This is a genomic window from Rhodococcus sp. RCBS9 (assembly GCF_029457415.1).
Classification (GTDB): Bacteria; Actinomycetota; Actinomycetes; order Mycobacteriales; family Mycobacteriaceae; genus Rhodococcus_F; species Rhodococcus_F qingshengii.
Map to the genome: position 1 here is coordinate 2,558,979 of NZ_CP120422.1, position 21,254 is coordinate 2,580,232.

The following is a 21,254-nucleotide window of genomic DNA, read 5'->3' on the forward strand; positions in this document are numbered from 1 at the left end:
CGGCACCTGCTCACACTCTGGCGAGTTCGCTGATCTCCACCATCTCGAGAGCTGCGGCCTTCAGTAGACGGTCGAGGGCTTCTTCGACGTCGACTTTCCATTCGTGATCTCGATTGAGTTCGAGACGAAGGCGCGGATAACGATGGTGCGGTGCCACGACCTCGAAACCGTAGTCCTCGAGGAACTCGGCACTGATCATGCATTCTGCGGGTGAACATTCCAGAGCTGCCGTTGCACTGGCCACGTCGGAAGCTGGCCCCAAGTCGCCGCTACGGATACCGAATGCCTCGAGCGCACGAACTCCTCGTCGGACCAGATCTGTCACGACAGCGGCCAGCAGGCTCGGCCCTAGTTCTTCCTCTATGCCCGAGGGCTCGAGGCGAAGGCTTGTCAGAAGCACTGCGTCCGAGCTGACCGGGCTGGTGGGAAACAGTTGCGCGCGCGGGATCATGCGGGGAGGGGCGTACAACGCACTGCCGAGCGGCTTTCCGTCGCGGACGGCGACCTGTCCGCACGAACCCCACTCGAGCATGACCATCGACAGCCAGGCTTCCTTCTCGAATTCCTGATCACAGAATCCTCGGGCGTCGTGAAGCGCGCCCGGGTCCATCTCCCAGAACACGCATCGGCGCGCATGGGCGGAAAGCTGATCGAGGCTGTCGAGTGTGAGAGAGGTGATGACGTGAGTCGACACTGACTAACTCACTCTCCGTAGGTCCCCGAAGCGGTTTTGATGCTCGCCCGCTGCTTTTCTCTTCTCCAGGATAGGCCAGCTACGACAAGTCGGCAGTGGCACGAGAGTTGATCGCCCTAATATATTGCTGTTCAACATCTTTCGTCCCGGTTCAAGATTTCGAGAAGCTCGGACCACCTAGATTTGTCACAGTGACGAAAATAGGTGGTGTGCCCGGTCATCATGATTACGTCACCAAACGGGCATCCGAGTTCTCTACTTGGATTTCTGTGCTTCCATCATTCCGACGATGCGTTGTAGGTCGTCGACCGAGCCGAATTCGACCACAATCTTTCCCTTCCGCTTGCCCAGACTGACAGTCACCCGAGTGTCGAACGAGTCCGACAACCGCTCGGCCACATCCTGCAGACCCGGCATCACGATGGGCTTGCGCTTCTGTGGGGGAGCGATCTCATTATCCGCCCGGTTGGCCAGAGTGACTGCTTCCTCCGTCGCGCGAACAGACATTCCTTCCGCGACGATGCGCGCCGCCATGACCTCCTGAGCGTCGGCACCCGCCTCGAGGGACAGCAGTGCGCGAGCATGGCCGGCCGAAAGTACACCGGCCGCAACGCGACGCTGAACCGCCACCGGCAGCTTCAGCAGACGAATCATGTTGGTCACGACGGGACGCGAACGTCCGATCCGATTGGCCAATTCTTCGTGGGTGACTTCGAACTCCTCGAGCAGCTGCTGATACGCCGCTGCCTCCTCGAGGGGGTTCAACTGCACTCGATGGATGTTCTCGAGGAGCGCGTCGCGCAGCATCGAGTCGTCATCTGTTTCACGAATGATCGCCGGAATCTTCTCCAGCCCGGCTTCCTGGCTCGCGCGCCAGCGACGCTCACCCATGACAAGTTGGTACTTGTCACCGTGACGACGGACCACGATCGGCTGCATCAAGCCGAACTCGCGGATCGAGTGAACCAACTCCGCGAGTGCTTCCTCGTCGAAAACGCTGCGAGGCTGCTTCGGGTTCGTCTCGATCAGGCTCGGTTCGATCTCGAGATAGACCGCGCCGGTCGGCTCGAGTTCGGTCTCCGGCTCAGCTTCCACCGGAGCCTTCGCAGCCGACGCCTTGGTGGCTTTCTGCGTTTTCGGGGCCGCCTTGGTCGGTGGGGGAGGGGAGGGGTTGCGCTTGTCGACGCCGATTACGACGTCCGCTGCAGCCGATCCCAGACCCGGCGCCGTGGCCGGCCCAGTGGGGATGAGAGCAGCCAAGCCGCGGCCCAATCCACCTTTGCGTGCTTGACTCATCTCACTGCTCCTGGGTCGTCGTGGTGGCAGAGCGGGCGGCAAGTTCACGGCCGGCGTCGAGGTAACTCATGGCGCCACGTGAACCCGGGTCGTAGTCGAGAACTGTCATCCCGTATCCGGGAGCCTCGGACACCTTCACGCTGCGCGGAATCACGGCGCGCAGAACGGCCTCACCGAAGTGCTTGCGTACTTCTTCGGCGACCTGGTCGGCCAGCTTGGTGCGCCCGTCGTACATCGTCAGAAGGACGGTGGAGACATGCAGATCCGGGTTGAGATGAGCCTGGACGAGTTCGATGTTGCGGAGCAACTGACCGACCCCCTCGAGGGCGTAGTACTCGCACTGGATCGGGATCAGAACTTCCTTGGCAGCGACCATCGCGTTGACGGTCAGCAGTCCCAGCGAGGGCGGGCAGTCGATGAGGACGAAGTCGACGTCAAGCTCTGCGAGCACCTTGTCGTTGAGCGCGCCTTTGAGTCGATTCTCGCGGGCAACCATGGAGACCAATTCGATCTCGGCGCCCGCCAGATCGATCGTTGCCGGGATGCAGAGAAGGCGCTCACTGTGCGGGCTGGTCTGGATCGCCTCCGGGGCCTTCACTTCGCCTATGAGCAGCTCGTAGCTCGACGGGGTGCCCGAGGTATGGACGACGCCCAGAGCGGTGCTGGCGTTGCCCTGAGGGTCCAAATCGACCACAAGGACAGTGAGCCCTTGAAGAGCGAGCGCCGACGCAAGGTTCACCGTGGTCGTCGTCTTGCCGACGCCACCCTTCTGGTTCGCGATGGTGATCACGCGGCGGAACGCCGGCTTCGGCAGCGTCACCGAATGGGGATGAAGCACTTGGCTCGCTCGATGCGCGGCCGCCCCGATGGGGGTCTCCTCCGAGGAGATCGCCGCGTAGGGGGCGGTGAAATTGTCGTCGTCGTTGACGATCTGATCCGCACCCGCACTCGTGTGCTGCTTCGGTGTTTCACGTGAAACGGCGGATTCAGATCGACCCGACATTGACTGCTCCTTCGATTGGGAATCGATCACTAGGTGCTCTCATCATCTGTACATTGCTCTCGATTGCATGCGTGTAAATCATCAACGCTGGCGGCGCTTCGGGAGACGTTCGGCCTTCACCACAACAGTGGGGGTGCGGAGAATCTTGGCTCCGCATTCGAGTATTTCCAACTTACCTGCGCCCAACTTGGTGAGCGCCGTACGGTCTCGCTCGATCTCCTCGGCGGCGCTCGAACCCTTGAGTGCCAACATCCGGCCGTGCTCGTGAATGAGTGGGAGGGACCAACGTGCGAGCTTCTCGAGAGGCGCCACAGCTCGCGAGGTGACTACATCCGCGCCGCCCGCTTCCTTCACAACACCCGATTCCTCGGCTCGCCCTCGGACAACCAATACGTCCAATCCGTTGGACTCGATGAACTCCGCGAGGTACACCGAGCGTCGAAGCAACGGTTCGACCAGAGTCACCTTCAAGTCCGGGCGGGCGATTGCGAGAGGGATACCGGGTAGGCCGGCGCCGCTTCCAACGTCCACAACCGACTCGCCTTCGGCAATCAACTCACCGATGACGGCGCAATTGAGAAGGTGACGCTCCCACAGTCGAGGGACTTCACGGGGACCAATGAGCCCGCGCTCGACACCATCCGTCGCCAGGGATTGGTAATACCGTTCCGCGATCTCATATCTGTCACCGAACACTGCGCGCGCAGTCTCTTGTTCGTCCCAGTCAACCGACGCCGCACCATTCTGTTCCACGTGAAACATCCTCCCGCGTAAACCGCGAAATCAACAATCAAGACCGAAATCATTATCCGCTCTGGAGCCGACATGTGTTCGCTTCTGCACACCGACTCGCTGTGAGTCTGCCGACTCGTTCATTCTTTGGGAAGTATTCGGCCCAAAATTCAAGCGGGGGAGGGGAGGGGTTCACGTTCCACGTGAAACATTGCGCTGAAAATTCTTCCAATTCTGACGCGTTTCACGTGAAACATGGCCGGGCGATCGAATGCAGATAGGAGCGCAATTCTTAGTATCATCACAGTGACGAAACTGCCATGAGTAGTTACATGGATGGAATTCTGACCCAAAAAGACCAATTTTCGATGAAAAAGTCGTTGCAAAAGATCGCCGGCGACGGACTGCAGAACGGACTCGGTCAGTCAAATCCTCTCTGTAGGTCGACTCGGAAAACAGACTTCGATTCCAGATCTCGGACAGCTTCGGTATCTCATCGCCGGTTGTTGCGAGCCATATATCCGTCGGCTTGACACTCCTGTTGCGGGACGCCGGAGGCTTGGCATCACAAACCGCGAATCAATCCAAGAAGCTTCGCTCCACAGGATGCACATCGGAGAGTTCACCCTCTCCTCTGGACTGATGGTGAACGCACTCCGCAGCATTGGGCTCGCCCTCGACTCCGTCGCAGATGCATTGAGCAATCCGCACCACAGAAATTTCTTCATCGAACTGCACCGTCGTTCCATGCCGGCTCGACACTGGGTGGGACTCGAACACGAGATCCGCCAGTTGGCATCTCCGGAACGATCGTCGACTCCGGCGCACGACGAACCGTTCGCGACATTCGAAATATCCGAAGACGATCCGATCTCGGCGATCTAGGCGCCGAAGCCCCACAGATCGCGATGATCGAGCAAGCAAACGGTGACGGGCTGAAGTTGGTTCACGGCCGCATCCGTCAGGTTGGGGTTCGCGCTGACGATGGCACACCAGAAGCCATTGGGTCGTGATCGCCATCCAGTAGACATCCAATACCAATCTGGGATGGAGATCGAGGGCTCGGGGCAACAACCATCGATCCGGTTTCACGTGAAACGAAGGGCCGACTATTTCCGCTGGGGGAGGGGAGGGGCTCACATGTAGTACGCCGTGTTGTCGATCGAATATCCGAACATGCACAGTGCCCCGCCGACAGCCAAGAAGGCAATCATGAAGCTGAGCATGACGGCTCTCAAGAATCGCCGCCCGCCTGTGAGAGACGTTCGGGATCGAAGTTTCGGTCGCTGCCGACCTCCTCTGTTCCGACTTCCCCGTGACTGCGGTGACGATGCAAGTGACCGAGCGTACCGCCGAATGCGCCAAGTCGGCCGTGCGCGCGCAACCGATGGTGGCACTTCCTCGACCGGGTGACCGGATCTGGCGACCTCTATTTTCGTACGACACCGTTGCAGCAGGATATGTGGGCCGAGTTGGAACCTGGCCACCTTTACCCCCTGGTACACGGCGGTCTCCGCGTCACCCCGTACACCGTCGGACAAGCTGGACAGAAAGGCCCGCGCCGGCACGACGGCAGCGAACCTCCGGTTGAGGCCTGGATCAGCCCGCCGGGGCCTCGAACACCATCCTGACCTCGGTCACTTGGTAGTTCGCCCGCTTGAACGCCGCGGCCATGGGTGTGTTGGGTACGTCCGTGGTCGCGGTGATGCGATTGGCGCCATCGGCTGCGTGAAAGCGGGTGATCTCGCAGAGGATGTCGTCCACGTAGCGGCACCCGCGTAGCTCGGGCACTACTCCGAGGTATCCGACGTTGCGGTGGTAGGGCGTCGCAGACGGGATCGCGAAGCCGACCAGCGTCCCGTCCATGGTCTCCGCCAGCCGCCACCACGATCGTTCGCCGGGGCACGACCGGTAGAACTCGAGATCGTCCCTGGCCTGGCTGACGATGTCCGTAGCCGCGATGCCTCGTTGCGTGGCGACGTCCAGGCTGCCGACAGCGACCCGCTGGAACACCGCGAGGAACTCCTCATCGGTGGCGGGACGGAAAGTCAGACGCTCGGAGGGGGCGGGCACACCGGCCGCAGGCGTCCACTCGAAACGCAGCCGCTCGATGATCTCGGTCAGTCCGGCCGCCTGGGCCGCCTCACGACGCCAGGACACGGCGTCTGCGACGGCGGAATTCGCGTCCTGCCCGGCGGTCGGCACGACCAGCACATACTCAGGTTTCGCATGGAACTCGGTGTGCGCCCGCGACATGAGTTCGGCGGCAAGCGCAGCACGATCCGGCACGTCAGCCAGCACGTGCAGGAAATCAAGGGCGAGCGGACGCTCACTGTCCTCACGCCCCCACCACAGGGCACGCGCGACGATCCTGGAGCCGTCAACGGCGAACCAACTCCATTCCGGACGAAGCCGTCCGGCCGCCACCTCTTCCCGGAGCGAGTCAGTGTCGACGAACTCGACCGGATCGTTCATCGCGAACCCCACGGGCTCTTCCAGCTCGGCCCGTGTCGCGGGTCGTATCAGCAAGATTGCTTCCCTTCACGACGCTTCATTGACGACAGGTTCCGAAATAGAGATAGGCCGTGTCGACAACGATAGGCAGCGGACCTTCACCGTGCCGCCGGATTCGGTTTCACGTGAAACACCTCTCGGACACAAAAGCGGGCCCCGGAAAATCCGGGGCCCGCATTCGATCAAGGGGGAGTGTCAGTCCTTGAGGACAACCACTCGACGAGACGGCTCAGCGCCTTCGCTCTCGCTGGAAACACCGGCGACCTTGGCGACGGCGTCGTGCACGATCTTGCGTTCGAACGGAGTCATCGGAGCAAGCTCTTCGCGTTCGCCGGTCTCGAGAACACGCTGTGCAGCTTCCGCACCGAGAGCACTGAGTGCCTCGCGCCGGCCCGCACGCCACCCGGCGATGTCGAGCATCAAGCGGCTGCGCTCTCCGGTCGACTGCTGAACTGCCAGACGAGTCAGCTCCTGGAGAGCATCCAGAACCTCACCCTTGCGTCCCACGAGCTTGGTCAGGTCGTCGCCGCCGTCGATGCTGACGATCGCCCGATCGCCCTCGACGTCAAGGTCGATGTCTCCGTCGAAATCGAGAACGTCGAGCAACTGCTCGAGGTAGTCGCCGGCGATCTCGCCCTCTTCGATCAGGTCGTCATCGGAATCGTCGATGTCTACATCCACATCGGTAACCGGCGCAGTGGTCTCGGTGCTCACGTCTGCGTTCTCTCCATCCACAACGATGTCAGCTTCACTGGACATTGGTCGTTCTCTTTCCTGGATCAGCGCCGTTTATTGCGCTTGGGGGAGTTGCCGCGGTTGCTCTGTGGCCGGTTCTGTTTCGGTTTCGACGTGGAACCACCACTGGAACCCGAGGGCTTCGGCTGTGGCTTCTTGAGCGAAACTTCCGGGGCGTCACCGTCGTCGTCGGCTGAATCCGCGGTCTTCAGCGCAGCCGGAGATCCCTTCTTCTTGCTGGGATCAGGACGGGCACCGGGCTTGGGCGCATTGTCGTTGCGGCGAGTGATCGCTTCCTGCTTCTTGGCTTCTTCTTCCGCGTCGATCTTGCGGAAGACGAGGTGCTGCTGACCGTAGGTCCAGATGTTGTTCGACACCCAGTACAGGAGGATCGCGATCGGAAGGAACGGTCCACCGACCAGAACACCGAGCGGGAAGACGTACAGGGCGAGCTTGTTCATGATCGCGGACTGCGGGTTCGCGGCAGCTGCTTCGCTCTGACGGGCAACAGAAGCGCGTGAGTTGAAGTGCGTCGCGATGCTGGCGATGATCATCAGCGGAGCGGCCACGAGGATGATGTTCAGCCGTGACGGAAGCTCGGGAACGTTCTCGGTGACGTAGGCCTGAAGCTGCGCAACCGGCGTCGTGATCGCGGCCGAGATGGGCGCGCCGAACAGACGAGCATCCAGGAACGACTGGACGTCAGTGGCCGAGAAGACGTAGTTCGGGGTGTTGAGGTTGTCCTCGGCGCTCATGCCCAGCTGGCCCATGCCGGTGCCGGTGCGGTTGAACGAGCGCAGGACGTGGAACAGACCGATGAACACCGGAGCCTGAGCCAAGACCGGGAGACAGCCCATGATCGGGTTGAATCCGTGCTCCTTCTGGAGCTTCTGCATCTCGACGGCCTGGCGCTGACGGTCGCCCGAATACTTCTTCTGCAATGCCTTGATCTGTGGCTGCAGTTCCTGCATCTGACGCGTCGTGCGGACCTGCTTCACGAACGGCTTGTACAGAACCGCACGCAAGGTGAACACCAGGAACACCACGGAAAGCGCCCAGGCTATTCCGTTGTCCGGGCCGAGAATGAACCCGAAGACCTTGTGCCAGACCCACAGAATCGCGGATACCGGATAGTAGATGAAATTGAGCACGGCTCTAAGTACTCCTCTGTTCGTCCGTCGGACTGTGACACGCTGCGCGTGCTTCCGGACAGCTATGGCGGCTACCCGCATCACGGTCACGACGGGCAGGGACAGGGTCCCACCCTCCAGAATGCCAGGGGGCACACTTCGCCAACCGCACCACAGTCAAGAAAAGGCCTTTGATCGCCCCGTGAGTGCGCAGCGCTTCGACTGCGTATTCACTGCAGGTGGGGGTGAACCGGCAGGTCGGCATCCTCAAGGGCGACACATACGTCCGGTACAACTCGATACAGAAGATGAGAACAGTGGCGGGAGCGCGACGCACAGCCTTCAACACCGTGATGACACGGGAGGCTCTGGGAGTCTCGATCTGCTCAGAGAGCGGAGTACTCATGGCTCTTCACTTACCGACACCAATAGGTTCATTTTGGTCAGGCCCCCGCGCAACTGCTTGGCCAGTTCGGCTGAACTGGCGGTAGCTGCACCCGGAAGTGCGCGGATAACCACGTCCGTCTCCGGCGAAACCTGCCCGACGAAATCTGCACAGATATGACGAAGCCGGCGTGCGACTCGATGTCGAATCACCGCCGGCCCGACAGCCTTGCTCACGATCAGCCCGAAACGGGGACCGTGATTTGTTACTACCAGCGCCTCTACTTGCTCGCGATCGAACGCGTGCACGACAAGGTCGCGTCTTCCCATACGACGCCCGCGTCGCACCGCCACGGAGAAATCCGCGTGGCGACGCAACCGAGACGGCTCAGGCAACACCCCGAGCTCCTGAACTCGAAATCAGATCAGGCGGTGAGGGAATCGCGGCCCTTACGGCGACGCGCCGAAACGATTGCACGACCCGCACGGGTACGCATACGAAGACGGAAGCCGTGAACACGCGCGCGGCGGCGATTATTCGGCTGGAACGTCCGCTTGCCCTTGGCCACGGTCAACACTCCTCGAAGTTCATTGACGCCTCCCGGCGTCATTCAGTGATCGACGCCTTACGGCGCCTTTGGATCCAACAGGTACAGAACAATCAACTTCACTCGTTGTGGCTTGGAAGACCGATCCGACCTGACATATGTAGCCAGCACGAAGCGATCACCACCAGCGGGTGACCGTTCGAGGTTACTTACCACCGTTGCCAAGGTCAAACCAGCCCGATTCGGAGCCCTCCCGCGGCAACCACGGCGACACGCCGATACTTACATCATTCCGCAGATTCCATTCACAGTGTGCATACGGCCGTGACCTCGAGCGAGGCGGCAAGTGTGACCTTGGCAACAGTTCCGCTACGGACTGCAGGTGACCCGAAGGCAACCCGGACAGTTCCACCGGCGCATGCTCTCGACAAGGCCTCATCAGCACATACGGGCACGAGCACCGGACGCGACCCCGAATCCCGAGTTTCCACATTCATCCACAGGGCTGTGAGTGTTGACGCATCCCCGACACCAAGTGGCGAACGCCTCGAGTTCCGACAAAGTTGCAGGTAGATCAATTTCTCGGTCACTTTGACGAATTTGGTTGACGAAAAAACCGACTCGGTGCAGGTTTGTCCACATCTGTGGATAATTGTGTGGAAACACAGCCCAGGTGGCATATTCGTAGCCTGTTACGGGGTTCTCACCCCGGGTGGTAATCCACCGAATCATTCGACGCCGCAGCCATACGCTCGGCAGCTGCAGCACACCCACTGTCGGCGAAACACGGGAAGGAACCACGTGAACGACGATCCCAACGCGCTCGCACGGGTCTGGGTCGACGTGGTTGCAGAACTCACGAGTGATGACCCCGGAAGTAATCTTCCGGCTTTGAGCAGCAAGCAGAAGGCATTTGTCCGTCTGGTGAGGCCTCTCACACTTGCTCAGGGTTTTGCACTCCTCTCGGTTCCATCGCCATTTGCTCAAGAGACGATCGAGCGCGATCTACGCGAGCCGATCCTGCAGGCACTCGGACGCCATCTCGGCGGCCAGGTCGAGGGACTCGGTGTCCGCATTGCACTCGAAGACGATGCCGACGCACCCGCCGAACCGGTCGAGGAGCGCACGGGCAGCCGTCAGTTCGAGTCGGTCAACTCATCGGGCGCATACCGTCGGCGCAGATTCACCGAAGGCGACGGCGAACCTTCGGACTCCGAGACTGCCGAGACCGAAGAAGTCGACGACGACCGCGAAGCACTCGCGAGCGTTCACGAATCGTGGCCGTCGTACTTCACGAAGCCGCCCGCTACTCCTTCTGCTTCGGGGTCCGGCGCCAACAGCCTCAATGCGAAGTACACCTTCGACACTTTTGTGATCGGATCGTCCAACCGATTCGCTCATGCCGCTGCCGTCGCGATCGCGGAGGCGCCGGCGCGTGCGTACAACCCCTTGTTCATCTGGGGAGCTTCGGGCCTGGGCAAGACGCACCTTCTTCATGCGGCCGGCCACTACGCACAGCGACTGTTCCCCGGCATGCGGGTCAAGTACGTCTCGACCGAAGAATTCACCAACGACTTCATCAACAGTCTTCGTGACGACCGCAAGGTCGCGTTCAAGCGTCGCTACCGGGAAACGGATGTCCTGCTGGTCGACGACATCCAGTTCATCGAAGGCAAGGAAGGTATCCAGGAGGAGTTCTTCCATACCTTCAACACCTTGCACAACGCGAACAAGCAGATCGTCGTTTCCTCGGACCGTCCGCCCAAACAGTTGGCAACCCTCGAGGAGCGTCTGCGGACGCGCTTCGAATGGGGCCTGATCACCGACGTTCAGCCGCCTGAGCTCGAGACGCGTATCGCGATTCTGAGCAAGAAGGCGAGGATGGATCGCCTCGAGGTCCCGCACGACGTCCTCGAGTTGATCGCCAGCCGTATCGAGCGCAACATTCGTGAACTCGAGGGCGCGTTGATCCGCGTCACCGCTTTTGCCTCGCTCAACCGCCAGCCGTTGGATCTGACGTTGGCCGAGGTGGTCCTGCGCGATCTGATGCCCGATTCGTCGAGCCTCGAGATCAACGCGGCGACGATCATGGCGGTGACGGCCGAATACTTCAACATGTCGATCGACGACCTGTGTGGGCCGGGTAAGGCCCGGCCACTCGCTCAGGCCCGCCAGATCTCGATGTATTTGTGCCGTGAGCTCACTGATTTGTCCTTGCCGAAGATCGGTCAGACGTTCGGCCGTGACCACACGACGGTCATGTACGCCGACAAGAAGATCCGTAAGGAAATGACGGAACGCCGCAAGGTGTACGACCAGGTTCAGGAGTTGACCGCAAGGATCAAGCAGCGCTCCAAGCGTTGACCTGCACTTATTTCGATCGATGCCGCTCGAGGCAGAGGTTCCCTCGAGCGGCATCGGTGTATTCGAAGGGTTCCACGTGAGGTCCCCTCGAGGGCGGTTGTCCACCTCGAGGGACGACACGCCGGAGTCAGACACGCCGATGAGAACAAACTCTTCGTTTCTTGTGAAAAGTATTCACATCTGTGGATAAGTGTGTTGATAACTCCGAAAGTCTGTGGAGTTCTCGAGGAGGAATCCGAAAACTTTCAGAGAGTGCACAGAGGGGGTCGATTGGTCCTCGAGTCTGTCCTCGAGAAGTGCACAGGCCCTCGAGGGGACCTACCAGCGTCGACAACCGTTGCTCCACAGATTGCACAGGACTTATTACTACTACTGAGAATTTCCTAGGAAAAGCTCTTTGAAAATAGTTCTGGGGACAACTCCTGTTGAGAACCTCGCCTCAGGCTGCGCTCGCCGCGGCTTCGGCTTTCCACTTGCGCCCTCGAGGGCATACGGTGGGCATCGCTTGGTCTGTGTCAGACTTCAAGTGAGCTGATGCAGATCCGCAGCAGACGAACATGCCTACCGAGAGGAATAACCCGGCGATGGAGCTTGGAAGCCTGAAGTTTCGCGTTTCCCGGGAAGAGTTCGCTGATTCAGTAGCGTGGGTTGCTCGTAGCCTGCCCTCGAGGCCGCCCGTGCCGGTTCTCGGCGGAGTTCTTCTCGACGCAACCGAAGCCGGCCTCACCGTTTCCGGGTTCGACTACGAGGTATCCGCGCAGGTCCGCGTCTCGGCAGATGTCACAACTGCAGGTCAGGCACTCGTCTCCGGTCGCCTCCTCGCAGATATCACCAAGTCGCTTCCCAACAAGCCGGTCGATGTGACCCTCGAGGGCACTCGCGTGCTCATCTCGTGCGGAAGCGCCAAGTTCTCCCTGCCCACGATGCCGGTCGAGGACTACCCCCAGCTTCCGACGCTTCCGCAGCAGTCCGGGTCCATTCCCGTCGACCTGTTCGCCGAAGCCATCAGCCAGGTAGCTGTTGCAGCCGGCAAGGACGACACCCTTCCGATGCTCACGGGTATCCGTGTCGAGATCGAACAGAATTCGATCGTCCTCGCCGCTACCGACCGCTTCCGTCTCGCCGTACGTGAACTCGAGTGGACTCCGGCCAATCCCGACGTCCAGGCTGCTGTTCTCATCCCGGCCAAGACTTTGTCCGAGTCCGCGAAAACGCTTGCCGGCAATGCAAATTCGCCGGTCGAGTTGGCTCTCGGCTCCGGTACGACCATCGGAAACGACGGACTCCTCGGCATCGTCAACGACGGACGCCGCACCACGACGCGCCTCCTCGACGCCGAGTTCCCGAAGTTCCGTCAGTTGCTGCCTGCTCAGCACACCGCGATGGCAACGGTCGAGGTCACGCCACTCATCGAAGCCATCAAGCGTGTAGCACTCGTCGCCGAGCGTGGCGCACAGGTTCGCATGCAGTTCTCCGCTGACGGCCTGCTCCTCTCTGCGGGTGGCGACGACGCCGGCCGCGCGGAAGAGACGCTCAACGCGTCGTTCCAGGGCGAAGCACTCACCATTGCGTTCAACCCCGGTTACCTGATCGACGGGTTGAACTCGCTTCACAGCGAAAACGTTCTGTTCGGCTTCACCACTCCCAGCCGTCCGGCTGTTCTTCGCCCCGCGGCCGAGGAAGAGCCCACGGCAGACGAGTCCGGTAACTTCGCTGCGCCCTCGAGCGAGTACACGTACCTGCTGATGCCGGTTCGCCTTCCGGGCTGAGTGGAACCCCGCACTTCAGTTCGCGCCTGACCAGGGAGAACAGTATGAAGATCGGACTCGTAGGTCTCGGCAAGATGGGCTTCAACATGCGTGAGCGCTTGCGCGCGCATGGCCTCGAGGTGATCGGATACGACCCTCGACCGGAAGTCACCGATGTCGGGTCACTTGCCGAACTCGCTGCTTCCCTCGAGGGACCTCGAGTCGTCTGGGTGATGGTTCCGGCCGGTGACATCACCCAGAGCACCATTGCCGAGCTGGCGGATGCCCTCGAGGGTGGCGATCTGGTCATCGACGGTGGAAACTCTCGCTTCACCGACGACGCTGTTCATGCCGAGCTGTTGGGCGCCCGTGGGATCGGTTTCCTCGACTGCGGTGTCTCCGGTGGCATCTGGGGCCGTGAGAACGGCTACGGCCTGATGGTGGGCGGATCCGAGCCTGACGTCGAGAAGGCAATGCCGATCTTCGACGTCCTTCGCCCCGACGGTGAGGCTGCAGACGGCTTTGTCCACGCCGGTCCCGTCGGTGCTGGTCATTACGCGAAGATGGTGCACAACGGCATCGAATACGGCCTGATGCAGGCGTATGCCGAGGGGTACGAGCTCCTCGAGGCGGAAAGCCTGATCGCGGACGTTCCGGGCGTGCTCCGAGCTTGGTCGAAGGGAACCGTCGTACGTTCGTGGTTGCTCGATCTGCTTGTCGACGCCCTCGAGGAAGATCCGGAGCTTGCGCAGATCACGGGCTATACCGAGGATTCCGGTGAGGGCCGCTGGACGGTCGAGGAAGCTATCAAGCACGCGGTCCCCGCTCCCGTCATCTCGGCTGCTCTGTTCGCGAGATTTGCTTCACGACAGGATGATTCACCGGCCATGAAGGCGGTGTCGGCCTTGCGCAATCAGTTCGGTGGTCACGCCGTCAAGAGCGCCTCGCCCAAGAATTCGGCTTCTGGAAGCTAAGTGTTCGTTCGTAGATTTTCGCTGCGTGACTTCCGATCCTGGGATTCGCTGACGCTTGACCTCACGCCGGGAACAACCGTGTTCCTCGGTTCCAACGGGCACGGTAAGACGAACGTCCTCGAGTCACTCGGGTATCTGTCGACGCTGTCGTCTCATCGAGTGTCCACGGATGCACCGATGATCCGCAGCGGTTCCGCCAGTGCTTTTGCCGGTGCAACGGTGGTCAACAACGGGCGTGAACTGACCATCGACGTCGAACTGATCGAGGGAAAGTCCAACCGCGCCAGGATAAATCAGTCTCCGACGCGTCGTCCGCGGGAAGTGCTGGGGATTCTGCAGTCGGTGATGTTCGCGCCGGAAGACCTGTCGTTGGTTCGCGGTGATCCTGGCGATCGTCGACGCTATCTCGACGAGTTGTTGACGTCCCGGATACCCCGAATGGCTGCTGTCCGTGCGGATTACGACAAAGTTCTGCGTCAGCGCTCAGCCCTACTCAAAACTGCCGGTGCGGCTTTGCGTCGCGGTTCTCGTGGTGGCGAGTCCGACAACGTCCTCTCCACCCTCGAGGTGTGGGACGGGCATCTGGCCGCTCACGGCGCACAATTGCTGGCCGGGCGCCTCGAGTTGGTCCATGATCTGGCGCCGCATCTGGCGGAGTCGTATCGTTCCATCGCACCCGAATCCCGGCCGGCGTCGATTCGATACAAGAGCAGTCTGGGGTCCTCGTTGGATCCCGAATTCACCGATCCTGCAAGGATTTCCGGTATCGACGACGTTGCATACCTCGAGGAGAGATTCCATCTCGAGTTGGCGCAGATGAGGTCGAAGGAAATCGATCGCGGAGTGTGTCTGGTCGGTCCGCATCGGGACGACCTGGAGCTGATTCTCGGCGACAGTCCGGCGAAAGGTTTTGCCAGCCATGGTGAATCGTGGTCTTTTGCGCTTTCGCTGAGACTGGCAGGTTTTGCTCTGTTGCGCGCGGACGGCAGCGACCCGGTCCTGATGCTCGACGATGTCTTCGCGGAATTGGACCGTCGTCGCCGTCGTGCGCTCGCCACCGTTGCCGCCACCGCAGAACAGGTACTGATCACAGCTGCTGTTCCCGAGGACGTACCGGACGAACTCGAGGCGGCCAAGTTCGGCGTCGAAGCCTCCGATACCGGAGACGGTCGGATATCCCGGATAGTGCCCGTAGGCTCGACAGATCAGGAGGTCGAGTTCGATGACTGAAGACAGCAGCGCGGCTCCGGAGCCCGAGCTCAAAGGGATCGATCTGGCGCGCCGTGCCCTCGAGGAGGCACGCGCGACGGCAAAGGCCAACGGCAAGGCCGTCGGGCAGGGGCGATCGTCGCCCAAATACGGAAGTGGCCGACCGCGTCGACGCAGCGGTTGGTCCGGCCCCGGCCCGGATGCGCGGGACCCTCAGCCGTTCGGCGCTCTCACCAGCGCTATCTCCAAATCGCGTGGGTGGTCCCCCAAGGTGTCCGAGGGCACGGTCCTCGGTCGGTGGCCGCAGGTCGTCGGAGAAGACATCTCCGCGCACGCCGAGCCGATCTCTCTGAAAGAAGGTGTTCTCAGCATCTCCGCCGAGTCGACGGCGTGGGCTACCCAGTTGCGCATGATGCAGTCCCAGATTCTGGCCAAGATCGCTGCTGCCGTCGGTGACGGCGTCGTGAAGACACTGCGGATCACCGGTCCGAGTGCGCCTAGCTGGCGCAAGGGAGAAAGGCATGTGAAAGGCCGCGGACCTCGCGATACGTACGGCTGAGGAAAACTCAACCAGGCCCTGGTTCTACCTATTACTTCGTGTTACAGTTAAAACTCGCTAGTGAGTGAACTGTGTCACAAGGCTGTCGTTCCCCACCGATCGGCAGGCATGAAGGAGTAGCTAGATGTCGCAGAAGATATCGACACCCGCTTCGTCGTTCGCCGAGCCGGATCACATCCTGTTGCAGGCTCGCAATGTCGAGTTCGACTGGTCCGATCTGCCCATGCACTGGATTCCGGGCGATCCGTTCAGCACACACGTTCTCAACGTGCTTCACCTTCTCCTCCCCGCCGGTGAGGAATGGTTTGTCGAGACCTTCAAGGAAGCTCTTCCTCTGATCGAGGACGAGAAACTCCGTGAAGACGTCGTCGGATTCATCGGCCAAGAGGCGATGCACTCCAACGCGCACTCGGGTGTCCTCGTCCATCTCAAGGAAAACGGCCTCGATCCGACGCCGTACACCCAGCAGATGGAGTGGGCATTCTCGAAGCTGCTCGGACCGCGTCCGATGACGGGTCTGCGTGCCGAGAATCACCTGGTGGAGCGCTTGGCGATCATCGCGGCCATCGAACACATCACTGCTTTCCTCGGCGACTGGGTGCTCAACGCCAAGGGACTGGACAAAGCCGGCATGCACCCGACCATGCTTGATCTCCTTCGCTGGCACGGCGCCGAAGAAGTCGAACACCGAGCCGTCGCGTACGACGTTATGCGCTACTTCGACAAGCGTGAGACCCGCCGGATCCGTACCCAGATCCTCGTCACGCCCGCAATCGTGTGGCTGTGGATTCGCGGTACCCGGTTCTTGATGCGCAACGATCCCGAGCTTGCCGCTCAGGCTCCCAGCCGTCGACGCCCCCACCTGTCCGATTTCATCGCGGCCGGTAAGCGCGGCACAGTTCCCACGTCGTTCGAGCTGGTCAAGCGGATGTCGACCTACTTCAGCAAGTCCTATCACCCCAGTAACGAGGGCTCGACCGCCCAGGCGGTGCAGTACCTCGCGTCGTCACCCGCAGCCCAGGCGGCCGCACGGTGATTTCACTCTCGAGGGTCAAGGACGTCATCTCCGGGCACGACGGGTTGCCGCGGTTTCCGGCGCCACCCGATCTGTCCGGCAAGAACCGTCCCGACCGCGCCATGCGCATCACGGAGTTGTTGGCGGACAAGTACCTTCGGGTGTTGACGGCCTACGACTACAACCCCGAGATCGCGGGCCACAACCCCGACACGGCCATGAACATGGTGGTCAGCACACGTGAGGTGGTGGCAACCGACGAGAACGTCGTTCGCCTGCGCTTCGAATCCGCCGACGGCTCACCGATTCCGCCGTGGCATCCGGGTTCGCACCTGGACTTCCATCTACCTTCGGGTCTGCGGCGTCAGTATTCGCTGTGCGGCGACCCGGCCGATCGCACGGGATACAGCGTCGCGGTGCGCCGGATCCCCGACGGCGGTGGCGGTTCCATCGAGATGCACGCTCTCCAGCCCGGTGAGCACGTCACGGTACGCGGACCACGCAACGGCTTCCCGTTTGTCGGAGAAGGCAGCGCGTTGTTCGTCGCCGGCGGCATCGGTATCACGCCGATCATCGCAATGGTCCGTGCGGCAAGAGAATTGGGGATGGACTGGTACTTCGTGTACTCGGGCCGCTCCCGTGAATCCATGCCGTTCCTCGACGAGATCGCAACCTGGGATCCCGAGCGTGTCTTCGTGCGCCCGGACGACGAGTTCGGATTGCCCACCACCACAGACCTTCTCGGACGAGCGCCGGTCGGCGGCGCCGTGTACTGCTGTGGCCCGACGCCGATGCTCGATGCCGTCCGCCGCGGTTTCCGCGATACACCCTCCACCGCTTTGCATTTCGAGCGGTTCGGGGCTCCGCCGGTGATCGACGGCAAGGAATTCGAAGTGCAGCTTGTCAATTCGGGTCAGGTACTCACCGTGCCCGCCGACGAGTCCGCGCTCGACGTCATCAAGAAGACATTGCCCGGTGTCGGGTACTCGTGTCAGCAGGGTTTCTGCGGAACCTGTCGTGTGAAGGTACTCGCGGGTAAACCCGATCACCGCGAAAGGCGTCTGACCGACACCGAACAGGAAACGGAGATGCTCATCTGCGTATCCCGTTCCGACGGTGGACGTCTCGTTCTCGATCTCTAGATATTTCCCGACTCCGAAGGGTTCGACAATGTCGAAGCACTCTCCTGTCCATGCCGTGACCGCGCGTCGCGTGACCAACGGTTCCGTCAGCCTGGCCGTGTTCGAGCAGGGCAAGGCAGACGGCGAGACCATCGTCCTGGTGCATGGTTGGCCCGACACCCATGAATTGTGGAACCGCATCGTGCCTTTGCTGGCAGACGACTTCCGCGTCGTCAGCTACGACAGCCGCGGGGCCGGTGAGAGCACAATCCCCTCGAGGGTGCAGGACTACCAACTGAGCGCACTGGCCGGCGATCTTTTTGCCGTCATCGACGCGGTCAGCCCGGGCAAGCCGGTGCACGTCCTCGCGCACGACTGGGGATCCGTCGAAACGTGGGAAGCGGTCTGCGAGCCGGGTGCCGAAGAGAAGATCGCGTCGTTCTCGTCCATCTCGGGCCCCAATCTCGATCATCTCGGCAAGTGGATCCGGGCGAGCGCGTCCAAGCGTCGTTTCCTCGGCCCGGCGGCGCAGGGAATTGCGTCGGCCTACACCGTTCTGTTCCAGATTCCCGGCCTGTGCACCCTTCCGTTGCGTCTGTGGTTCTCCAAGCACTGGCCGGCGTTTCTGGGCTTCTTCGACGGTCTGGACCCCCGTGTGGTCAACACCGCGCCCACCATCGCCGACGACATGGTGAACGGACTCAAGCTTTATCGCGCGAACATCCGGCCGTCTCTCGGCAAGCCGCGGGATCGGTACACGGACGTGCCTGTTCAGCTCATTCTGAACAAGTACGACAAAGCCGTTCGTCCGGTGGGATACGAAGACACCGAAAAATGGGTCTCCGACCTGCAGCGACGTGAAATTGCCGCGGGACACTGGTCGCCGTTTTCACATCCGGGTGAGGTTGCCGAACATGCGCGGGCATTTATCGCGAGCCTGAGAGAGCGTCGCTCGGAGAAGCAAAGTTCCTAGCGTTTCACCTTCCGGGGATCGTAAAAATTCGTCTGCGGCGCAGCCAGGGGTGTCATTGGCCGCTTCTAGTCGGTGCTTACCAGTAAGATGGTCAACGGTAACTAGCGGCAACATTCTCGAACCCGCTCCGACGACACCCGCAAGGGCTTGCTGACGGCTGCGCTCGAGTATTGACGGAGAAGGAGAGCTACCCACCCGTGGCTGCCCAGAAGTCAGATACAAGCACTTCCAGCAAGGACTACAACGCGTCGTCCATCACCGTCCTCGAAGGACTCGAGGCGGTACGTAAGCGTCCAGGCATGTACATCGGTTCCACCGGTGAACGCGGTCTGCACCACCTCATTTGGGAGGTCGTCGACAACTCGGTCGACGAGGCGATGGCCGGACACGCCACCAAGGTCGAGGTCACCCTCCTCGAAGACGGCGGAATCCGCGTCATCGACGACGGCCGTGGCATCCCGGTCGGCATGCACGCCTCCGGAGTTCCCACCGTCGAGGTCGTGCTGACCCAGCTGCACGCCGGCGGCAAGTTCGACTCCGACTCCTACGCCGTCTCCGGTGGTCTGCACGGCGTCGGCATCTCGGTGGTCAACGCGCTCTCGACCCGGCTCGACGTCGACATCAAGGTCGACGGCTACCGGTGGCAGCAGACGTACACCGATTCCAAGCCGGGAGAGCTCGTACAGGGCGACCCGACGAAGGAAACCGGCACCACCGTCAGTTTCTGGGCCGATCCCGAGATCTTCGAGACCACCCGCTACAACTTCGAGACCGTTGCGCGTCGTCTGCAGGAAATGGCCTTCCTCAACAAGGGCCTGACCATCACGCTGACCGACGAGCGCGCCGAGGTCATCGACGACGAAGCTGCCGAGGTGGCCGAGGCTCCCAAGTCTGCTGCCGAAGAAGCCGAAGAAGCTGCTCAGGCAGCGCCGCGTAAGTCCAAGACCCGTATCTACCACTACCCCGGTGGACTCGAGGACTACGTCCGGCACATCAACAAGAGCAAGACCCCGATCCACAACTCGGTCGTCGGATTCACCGCCAAGGGCACCGGCCACGAGCTCGAGGTCGCAATGCAGTGGAACTCCGGATACTCGGAGTCCGTGCACACCTTCGCCAACACCATCAACACCCACGAGGGTGGTACCCACGAAGAGGGCTTCCGCGCCGCACTGACCGCAACGGTCAACAAGTACGCGCTCGAAAAGAAGCTGCTCAAGGACAAAGATCCCAAGCTCACCGGTGACGACATCCGTGAAGGACTTGCGGCCATCATCTCGGTGAAGGTCGGTGAACCCCAGTTCGAGGGTCAGACCAAGACCAAGCTCGGCAACACCGAGGTCAAGTCCTTCGTGCAGAAAGCGTGCAACGAGCACCTCGCGCACTGGTTCGAGGCGAACCCCGCCGACGCGAAAACCATTGTGAACAAGGCTGTTTCGTCGGCGCAGGCCCGCGTCGCCGCACGTAAGGCGCGTGAGCTGGTCCGTCGTAAGAGCGCGACCGACCTCGGTGGCCTGCCAGGCAAGCTCGCCGATTGCCGCTCCAACGATCCGGAGAAGTCCGAGATCTACATCGTGGAGGGCGACTCCGCAGGCGGCTCGGCCAAGTCCGGCCGAGACTCGATGTACCAGGCGATCCTCCCGCTTCGCGGAAAGATCATCAACGTCGAGAAGGCGCGTATCGATCGCGTCCTCAAGAACACCGAAGTCCAGTCGATCATCACCGCGTTCGGCACGGGCATCCACGACGAGTTCGACATCGCCAAGCTGCGCTATCACAAGATCGTGCTCATGGCCGACGCCGACGTCGACGGTCAGCACATCGCAACGCTGCTGCTCACGCTGCTGTTCCGCTTCATGCGGCCGCTCGTCGAGCACGGCAAGGTCTACCTCGCGCAGCCGCCGCTGTACAAGCTCAAGTGGCAGAAGGGTGCGCAGCCGGAATTCGCGTACTCCGACCGCGAGCGCGACGCGATGGTCAAGGCCGGCCTCGAGTCCGGCAAGAAGATCAACAAGGACGACGGCATCCAGCGCTACAAAGGCCTCGGCGAGATGAACGCCAAGGAGCTGTGGGAAACCACGATGGACCCGACGGTGCGCGTTCTGCGTCTCGTCACGCTCGACGACGCGGCTGCTGCCGACGAGCTGTTCAGCGTGCTGATGGGCGAAGACGTCGAAGCACGACGCAGCTTCATCACCCGCAATGCCCGGGACGTTCGTTTCCTCGACGTGTAGGCCTGCGGCCCTGTGCGTGGT

At 61.4% G+C, this 21,254-nt stretch carries 20 protein-coding genes; 10 read left to right on the forward strand and 10 right to left on the reverse strand.

Annotation, left to right across the window (positions count from 1 at the left end; translation table 11 throughout):
* Positions 1-10: 10 nt before the first annotated feature.
* The 4 genes from P0M12_RS12150 to rsmG form a co-directional block, all read right to left on the reverse strand.
* On the reverse strand, positions 11-694 hold the full coding sequence (locus P0M12_RS12150; protein ID WP_003942495.1) for a hypothetical protein: 684 nt from the start codon (positions 692-694) through the stop codon (positions 11-13).
* A 255-nt stretch (positions 695-949) separates the two neighbouring features.
* The gene (locus P0M12_RS12155; protein WP_007729136.1) at positions 950-1,990 is read right to left on the reverse strand and encodes a ParB/RepB/Spo0J family partition protein; all 1,041 of its coding nucleotides are present in this window, start codon (positions 1,988-1,990) and stop codon (positions 950-952) included.
* Position 1,991: 1 nt separating this feature from the next.
* The gene (locus tag P0M12_RS12160; protein WP_003942510.1) at positions 1,992-2,993 is read right to left on the reverse strand and encodes a ParA family protein; all 1,002 of its coding nucleotides are present in this window, start codon (positions 2,991-2,993) and stop codon (positions 1,992-1,994) included.
* Positions 2,994-3,074: 81 nt separating this feature from the next.
* Positions 3,075-3,755: a 16S rRNA (guanine(527)-N(7))-methyltransferase RsmG gene (gene rsmG, locus P0M12_RS12165; protein ID WP_019746204.1), complete on the reverse strand. Its 681-nt coding sequence runs from the start codon at positions 3,753-3,755 to the stop codon at positions 3,075-3,077.
* A 612-nt stretch (positions 3,756-4,367) separates the two neighbouring features.
* On the opposite strand from rsmG, the gene P0M12_RS12170 reads away from it, so the two are divergent.
* A complete protein-coding gene (locus P0M12_RS12170) occupies positions 4,368-4,610 on the forward strand; it encodes a hypothetical protein (protein ID WP_277377776.1) in 243 nt (80 codons plus the stop codon).
* Between the two features lie 714 nt (positions 4,611-5,324).
* Here P0M12_RS12170 and P0M12_RS12175 read toward each other — a convergent pair.
* The 6 genes from P0M12_RS12175 to rpmH all read right to left on the reverse strand — a co-directional run bounded on the left by P0M12_RS12175 (position 5,325) and on the right by rpmH (position 9,057).
* A complete protein-coding gene (locus P0M12_RS12175; protein ID WP_042453666.1) occupies positions 5,325-6,200 on the reverse strand; it encodes an N-acetyltransferase in 876 nt (291 codons plus the stop codon).
* 234 nt (positions 6,201-6,434) lie between these two features.
* Positions 6,435-6,998, reverse strand: a complete 564-nt coding sequence (locus tag P0M12_RS12180) for a protein jag (protein WP_003942504.1) — start codon at positions 6,996-6,998, stop codon at positions 6,435-6,437.
* Positions 6,999-7,018: 20 nt separating this feature from the next.
* Entirely contained in the window at positions 7,019-8,125 is a 1,107-nt protein-coding gene (yidC, locus tag P0M12_RS12185) for a membrane protein insertase YidC (protein ID WP_003942570.1), read from the reverse strand.
* Between the two features lie 4 nt (positions 8,126-8,129).
* Positions 8,130-8,510 carry a membrane protein insertion efficiency factor YidD gene (yidD, locus tag P0M12_RS12190; RefSeq protein ID WP_007729147.1) on the reverse strand — a complete coding sequence of 127 codons (381 nt, stop codon included), beginning with the start codon at positions 8,508-8,510 and terminating at the stop codon, positions 8,130-8,132.
* Complete coding sequence (gene rnpA, locus P0M12_RS12195; protein ID WP_019746209.1) at positions 8,507-8,887, reverse strand: ribonuclease P protein component; 381 nt, start codon at positions 8,885-8,887, stop codon at positions 8,507-8,509. The genes yidD and rnpA overlap by 4 nt, the downstream gene beginning before the upstream one ends.
* A gap of 26 nt (positions 8,888-8,913) precedes the next feature.
* Positions 8,914-9,057 (reverse strand): 50S ribosomal protein L34, encoded by a 144-nt coding sequence (gene rpmH, locus P0M12_RS12200; protein ID WP_003942540.1) that lies wholly within the window; start codon positions 9,055-9,057, stop codon positions 8,914-8,916.
* A 780-nt stretch (positions 9,058-9,837) separates the two neighbouring features.
* Between rpmH and dnaA the strand changes: the two genes are divergently transcribed.
* The 9 genes from dnaA to gyrB all read left to right on the forward strand — a co-directional run bounded on the left by dnaA (position 9,838) and on the right by gyrB (position 21,233).
* Entirely contained in the window at positions 9,838-11,400 is a 1,563-nt protein-coding gene (dnaA, locus tag P0M12_RS12205; RefSeq protein WP_003942491.1) for a chromosomal replication initiator protein DnaA, read from the forward strand.
* A gap of 584 nt (positions 11,401-11,984) precedes the next feature.
* The gene (gene dnaN, locus P0M12_RS12210) at positions 11,985-13,169 is read left to right on the forward strand and encodes a DNA polymerase III subunit beta (protein WP_277377777.1); all 1,185 of its coding nucleotides are present in this window, start codon (positions 11,985-11,987) and stop codon (positions 13,167-13,169) included.
* 44 nt (positions 13,170-13,213) lie between these two features.
* Positions 13,214-14,122 (forward strand): phosphogluconate dehydrogenase (NAD(+)-dependent, decarboxylating), encoded by a 909-nt coding sequence (gene gnd / locus P0M12_RS12215; protein WP_277377778.1) that lies wholly within the window; start codon positions 13,214-13,216, stop codon positions 14,120-14,122.
* Positions 14,123-15,352 (forward strand): DNA replication/repair protein RecF, encoded by a 1,230-nt coding sequence (gene recF, locus P0M12_RS12220; protein ID WP_054828073.1) that lies wholly within the window; start codon positions 14,123-14,125, stop codon positions 15,350-15,352. It abuts the gene before it with no gap.
* Positions 15,345-15,890, forward strand: a complete 546-nt coding sequence (locus P0M12_RS12225; protein ID WP_003942471.1) for a DUF721 family protein — start codon at positions 15,345-15,347, stop codon at positions 15,888-15,890. The genes recF and P0M12_RS12225 overlap by 8 nt, the downstream gene beginning before the upstream one ends.
* Before the next feature lie 124 nt (positions 15,891-16,014).
* Positions 16,015-16,926 carry a metal-dependent hydrolase gene (locus P0M12_RS12230; protein WP_007729174.1) on the forward strand — a complete coding sequence of 304 codons (912 nt, stop codon included), beginning with the start codon at positions 16,015-16,017 and terminating at the stop codon, positions 16,924-16,926.
* Complete coding sequence (locus P0M12_RS12235; RefSeq protein ID WP_039973074.1) at positions 16,926-18,047, forward strand: PDR/VanB family oxidoreductase; 1,122 nt, start codon at positions 16,926-16,928, stop codon at positions 18,045-18,047. The genes P0M12_RS12230 and P0M12_RS12235 overlap by 1 nt, the downstream gene beginning before the upstream one ends.
* A 28-nt stretch (positions 18,048-18,075) precedes the next feature.
* Positions 18,076-18,999 (forward strand): alpha/beta fold hydrolase, encoded by a 924-nt coding sequence (locus P0M12_RS12240; RefSeq protein WP_007729179.1) that lies wholly within the window; start codon positions 18,076-18,078, stop codon positions 18,997-18,999.
* 197 nt (positions 19,000-19,196) lie between these two features.
* On the forward strand, positions 19,197-21,233 hold the full coding sequence (gene gyrB / locus P0M12_RS12245; protein ID WP_003942515.1) for a DNA topoisomerase (ATP-hydrolyzing) subunit B: 2,037 nt from the start codon (positions 19,197-19,199) through the stop codon (positions 21,231-21,233).
* The last annotated feature ends 21 nt before the right edge of the window (positions 21,234-21,254 follow it).

Excerpts from the sequence above, each read along its gene's own strand:
- P0M12_RS12225 (WP_003942471.1), top strand. The coding sequence starts at position 15,345 with ATGACTGAAGACAGCAGCGCGGCTCCGGAGCCCGAGCTCAAAGGGATC.
- dnaN (WP_277377777.1), top strand. The coding sequence starts at position 11,985 with ATGGAGCTTGGAAGCCTGAAGTTTCGCGTTTCCCGGGAAGAGTTCGCT.
- P0M12_RS12175 (WP_042453666.1), bottom strand. The coding sequence starts at position 6,200 with ATGAACGATCCGGTCGAGTTCGTCGACACTGACTCGCTCCGGGAAGAG.
- P0M12_RS12160 (WP_003942510.1), bottom strand. The coding sequence starts at position 2,993 with ATGTCGGGTCGATCTGAATCCGCCGTTTCACGTGAAACACCGAAGCAG.
- P0M12_RS12240 (WP_007729179.1), top strand. The coding sequence starts at position 18,076 with ATGTCGAAGCACTCTCCTGTCCATGCCGTGACCGCGCGTCGCGTGACC.
- P0M12_RS12155 (WP_007729136.1), bottom strand. The coding sequence starts at position 1,990 with ATGAGTCAAGCACGCAAAGGTGGATTGGGCCGCGGCTTGGCTGCTCTC.
- P0M12_RS12170 (WP_277377776.1), top strand. The coding sequence starts at position 4,368 with ATGGTGAACGCACTCCGCAGCATTGGGCTCGCCCTCGACTCCGTCGCA.
- gnd (WP_277377778.1), top strand. The coding sequence starts at position 13,214 with ATGAAGATCGGACTCGTAGGTCTCGGCAAGATGGGCTTCAACATGCGT.
- P0M12_RS12180 (WP_003942504.1), bottom strand. The coding sequence starts at position 6,998 with ATGTCCAGTGAAGCTGACATCGTTGTGGATGGAGAGAACGCAGACGTG.
- P0M12_RS12230 (WP_007729174.1), top strand. The coding sequence starts at position 16,015 with ATGTCGCAGAAGATATCGACACCCGCTTCGTCGTTCGCCGAGCCGGAT.
- rsmG (WP_019746204.1), bottom strand. The coding sequence starts at position 3,755 with ATGTTTCACGTGGAACAGAATGGTGCGGCGTCGGTTGACTGGGACGAA.
- yidD (WP_007729147.1), bottom strand. The coding sequence starts at position 8,510 with ATGAGTACTCCGCTCTCTGAGCAGATCGAGACTCCCAGAGCCTCCCGT.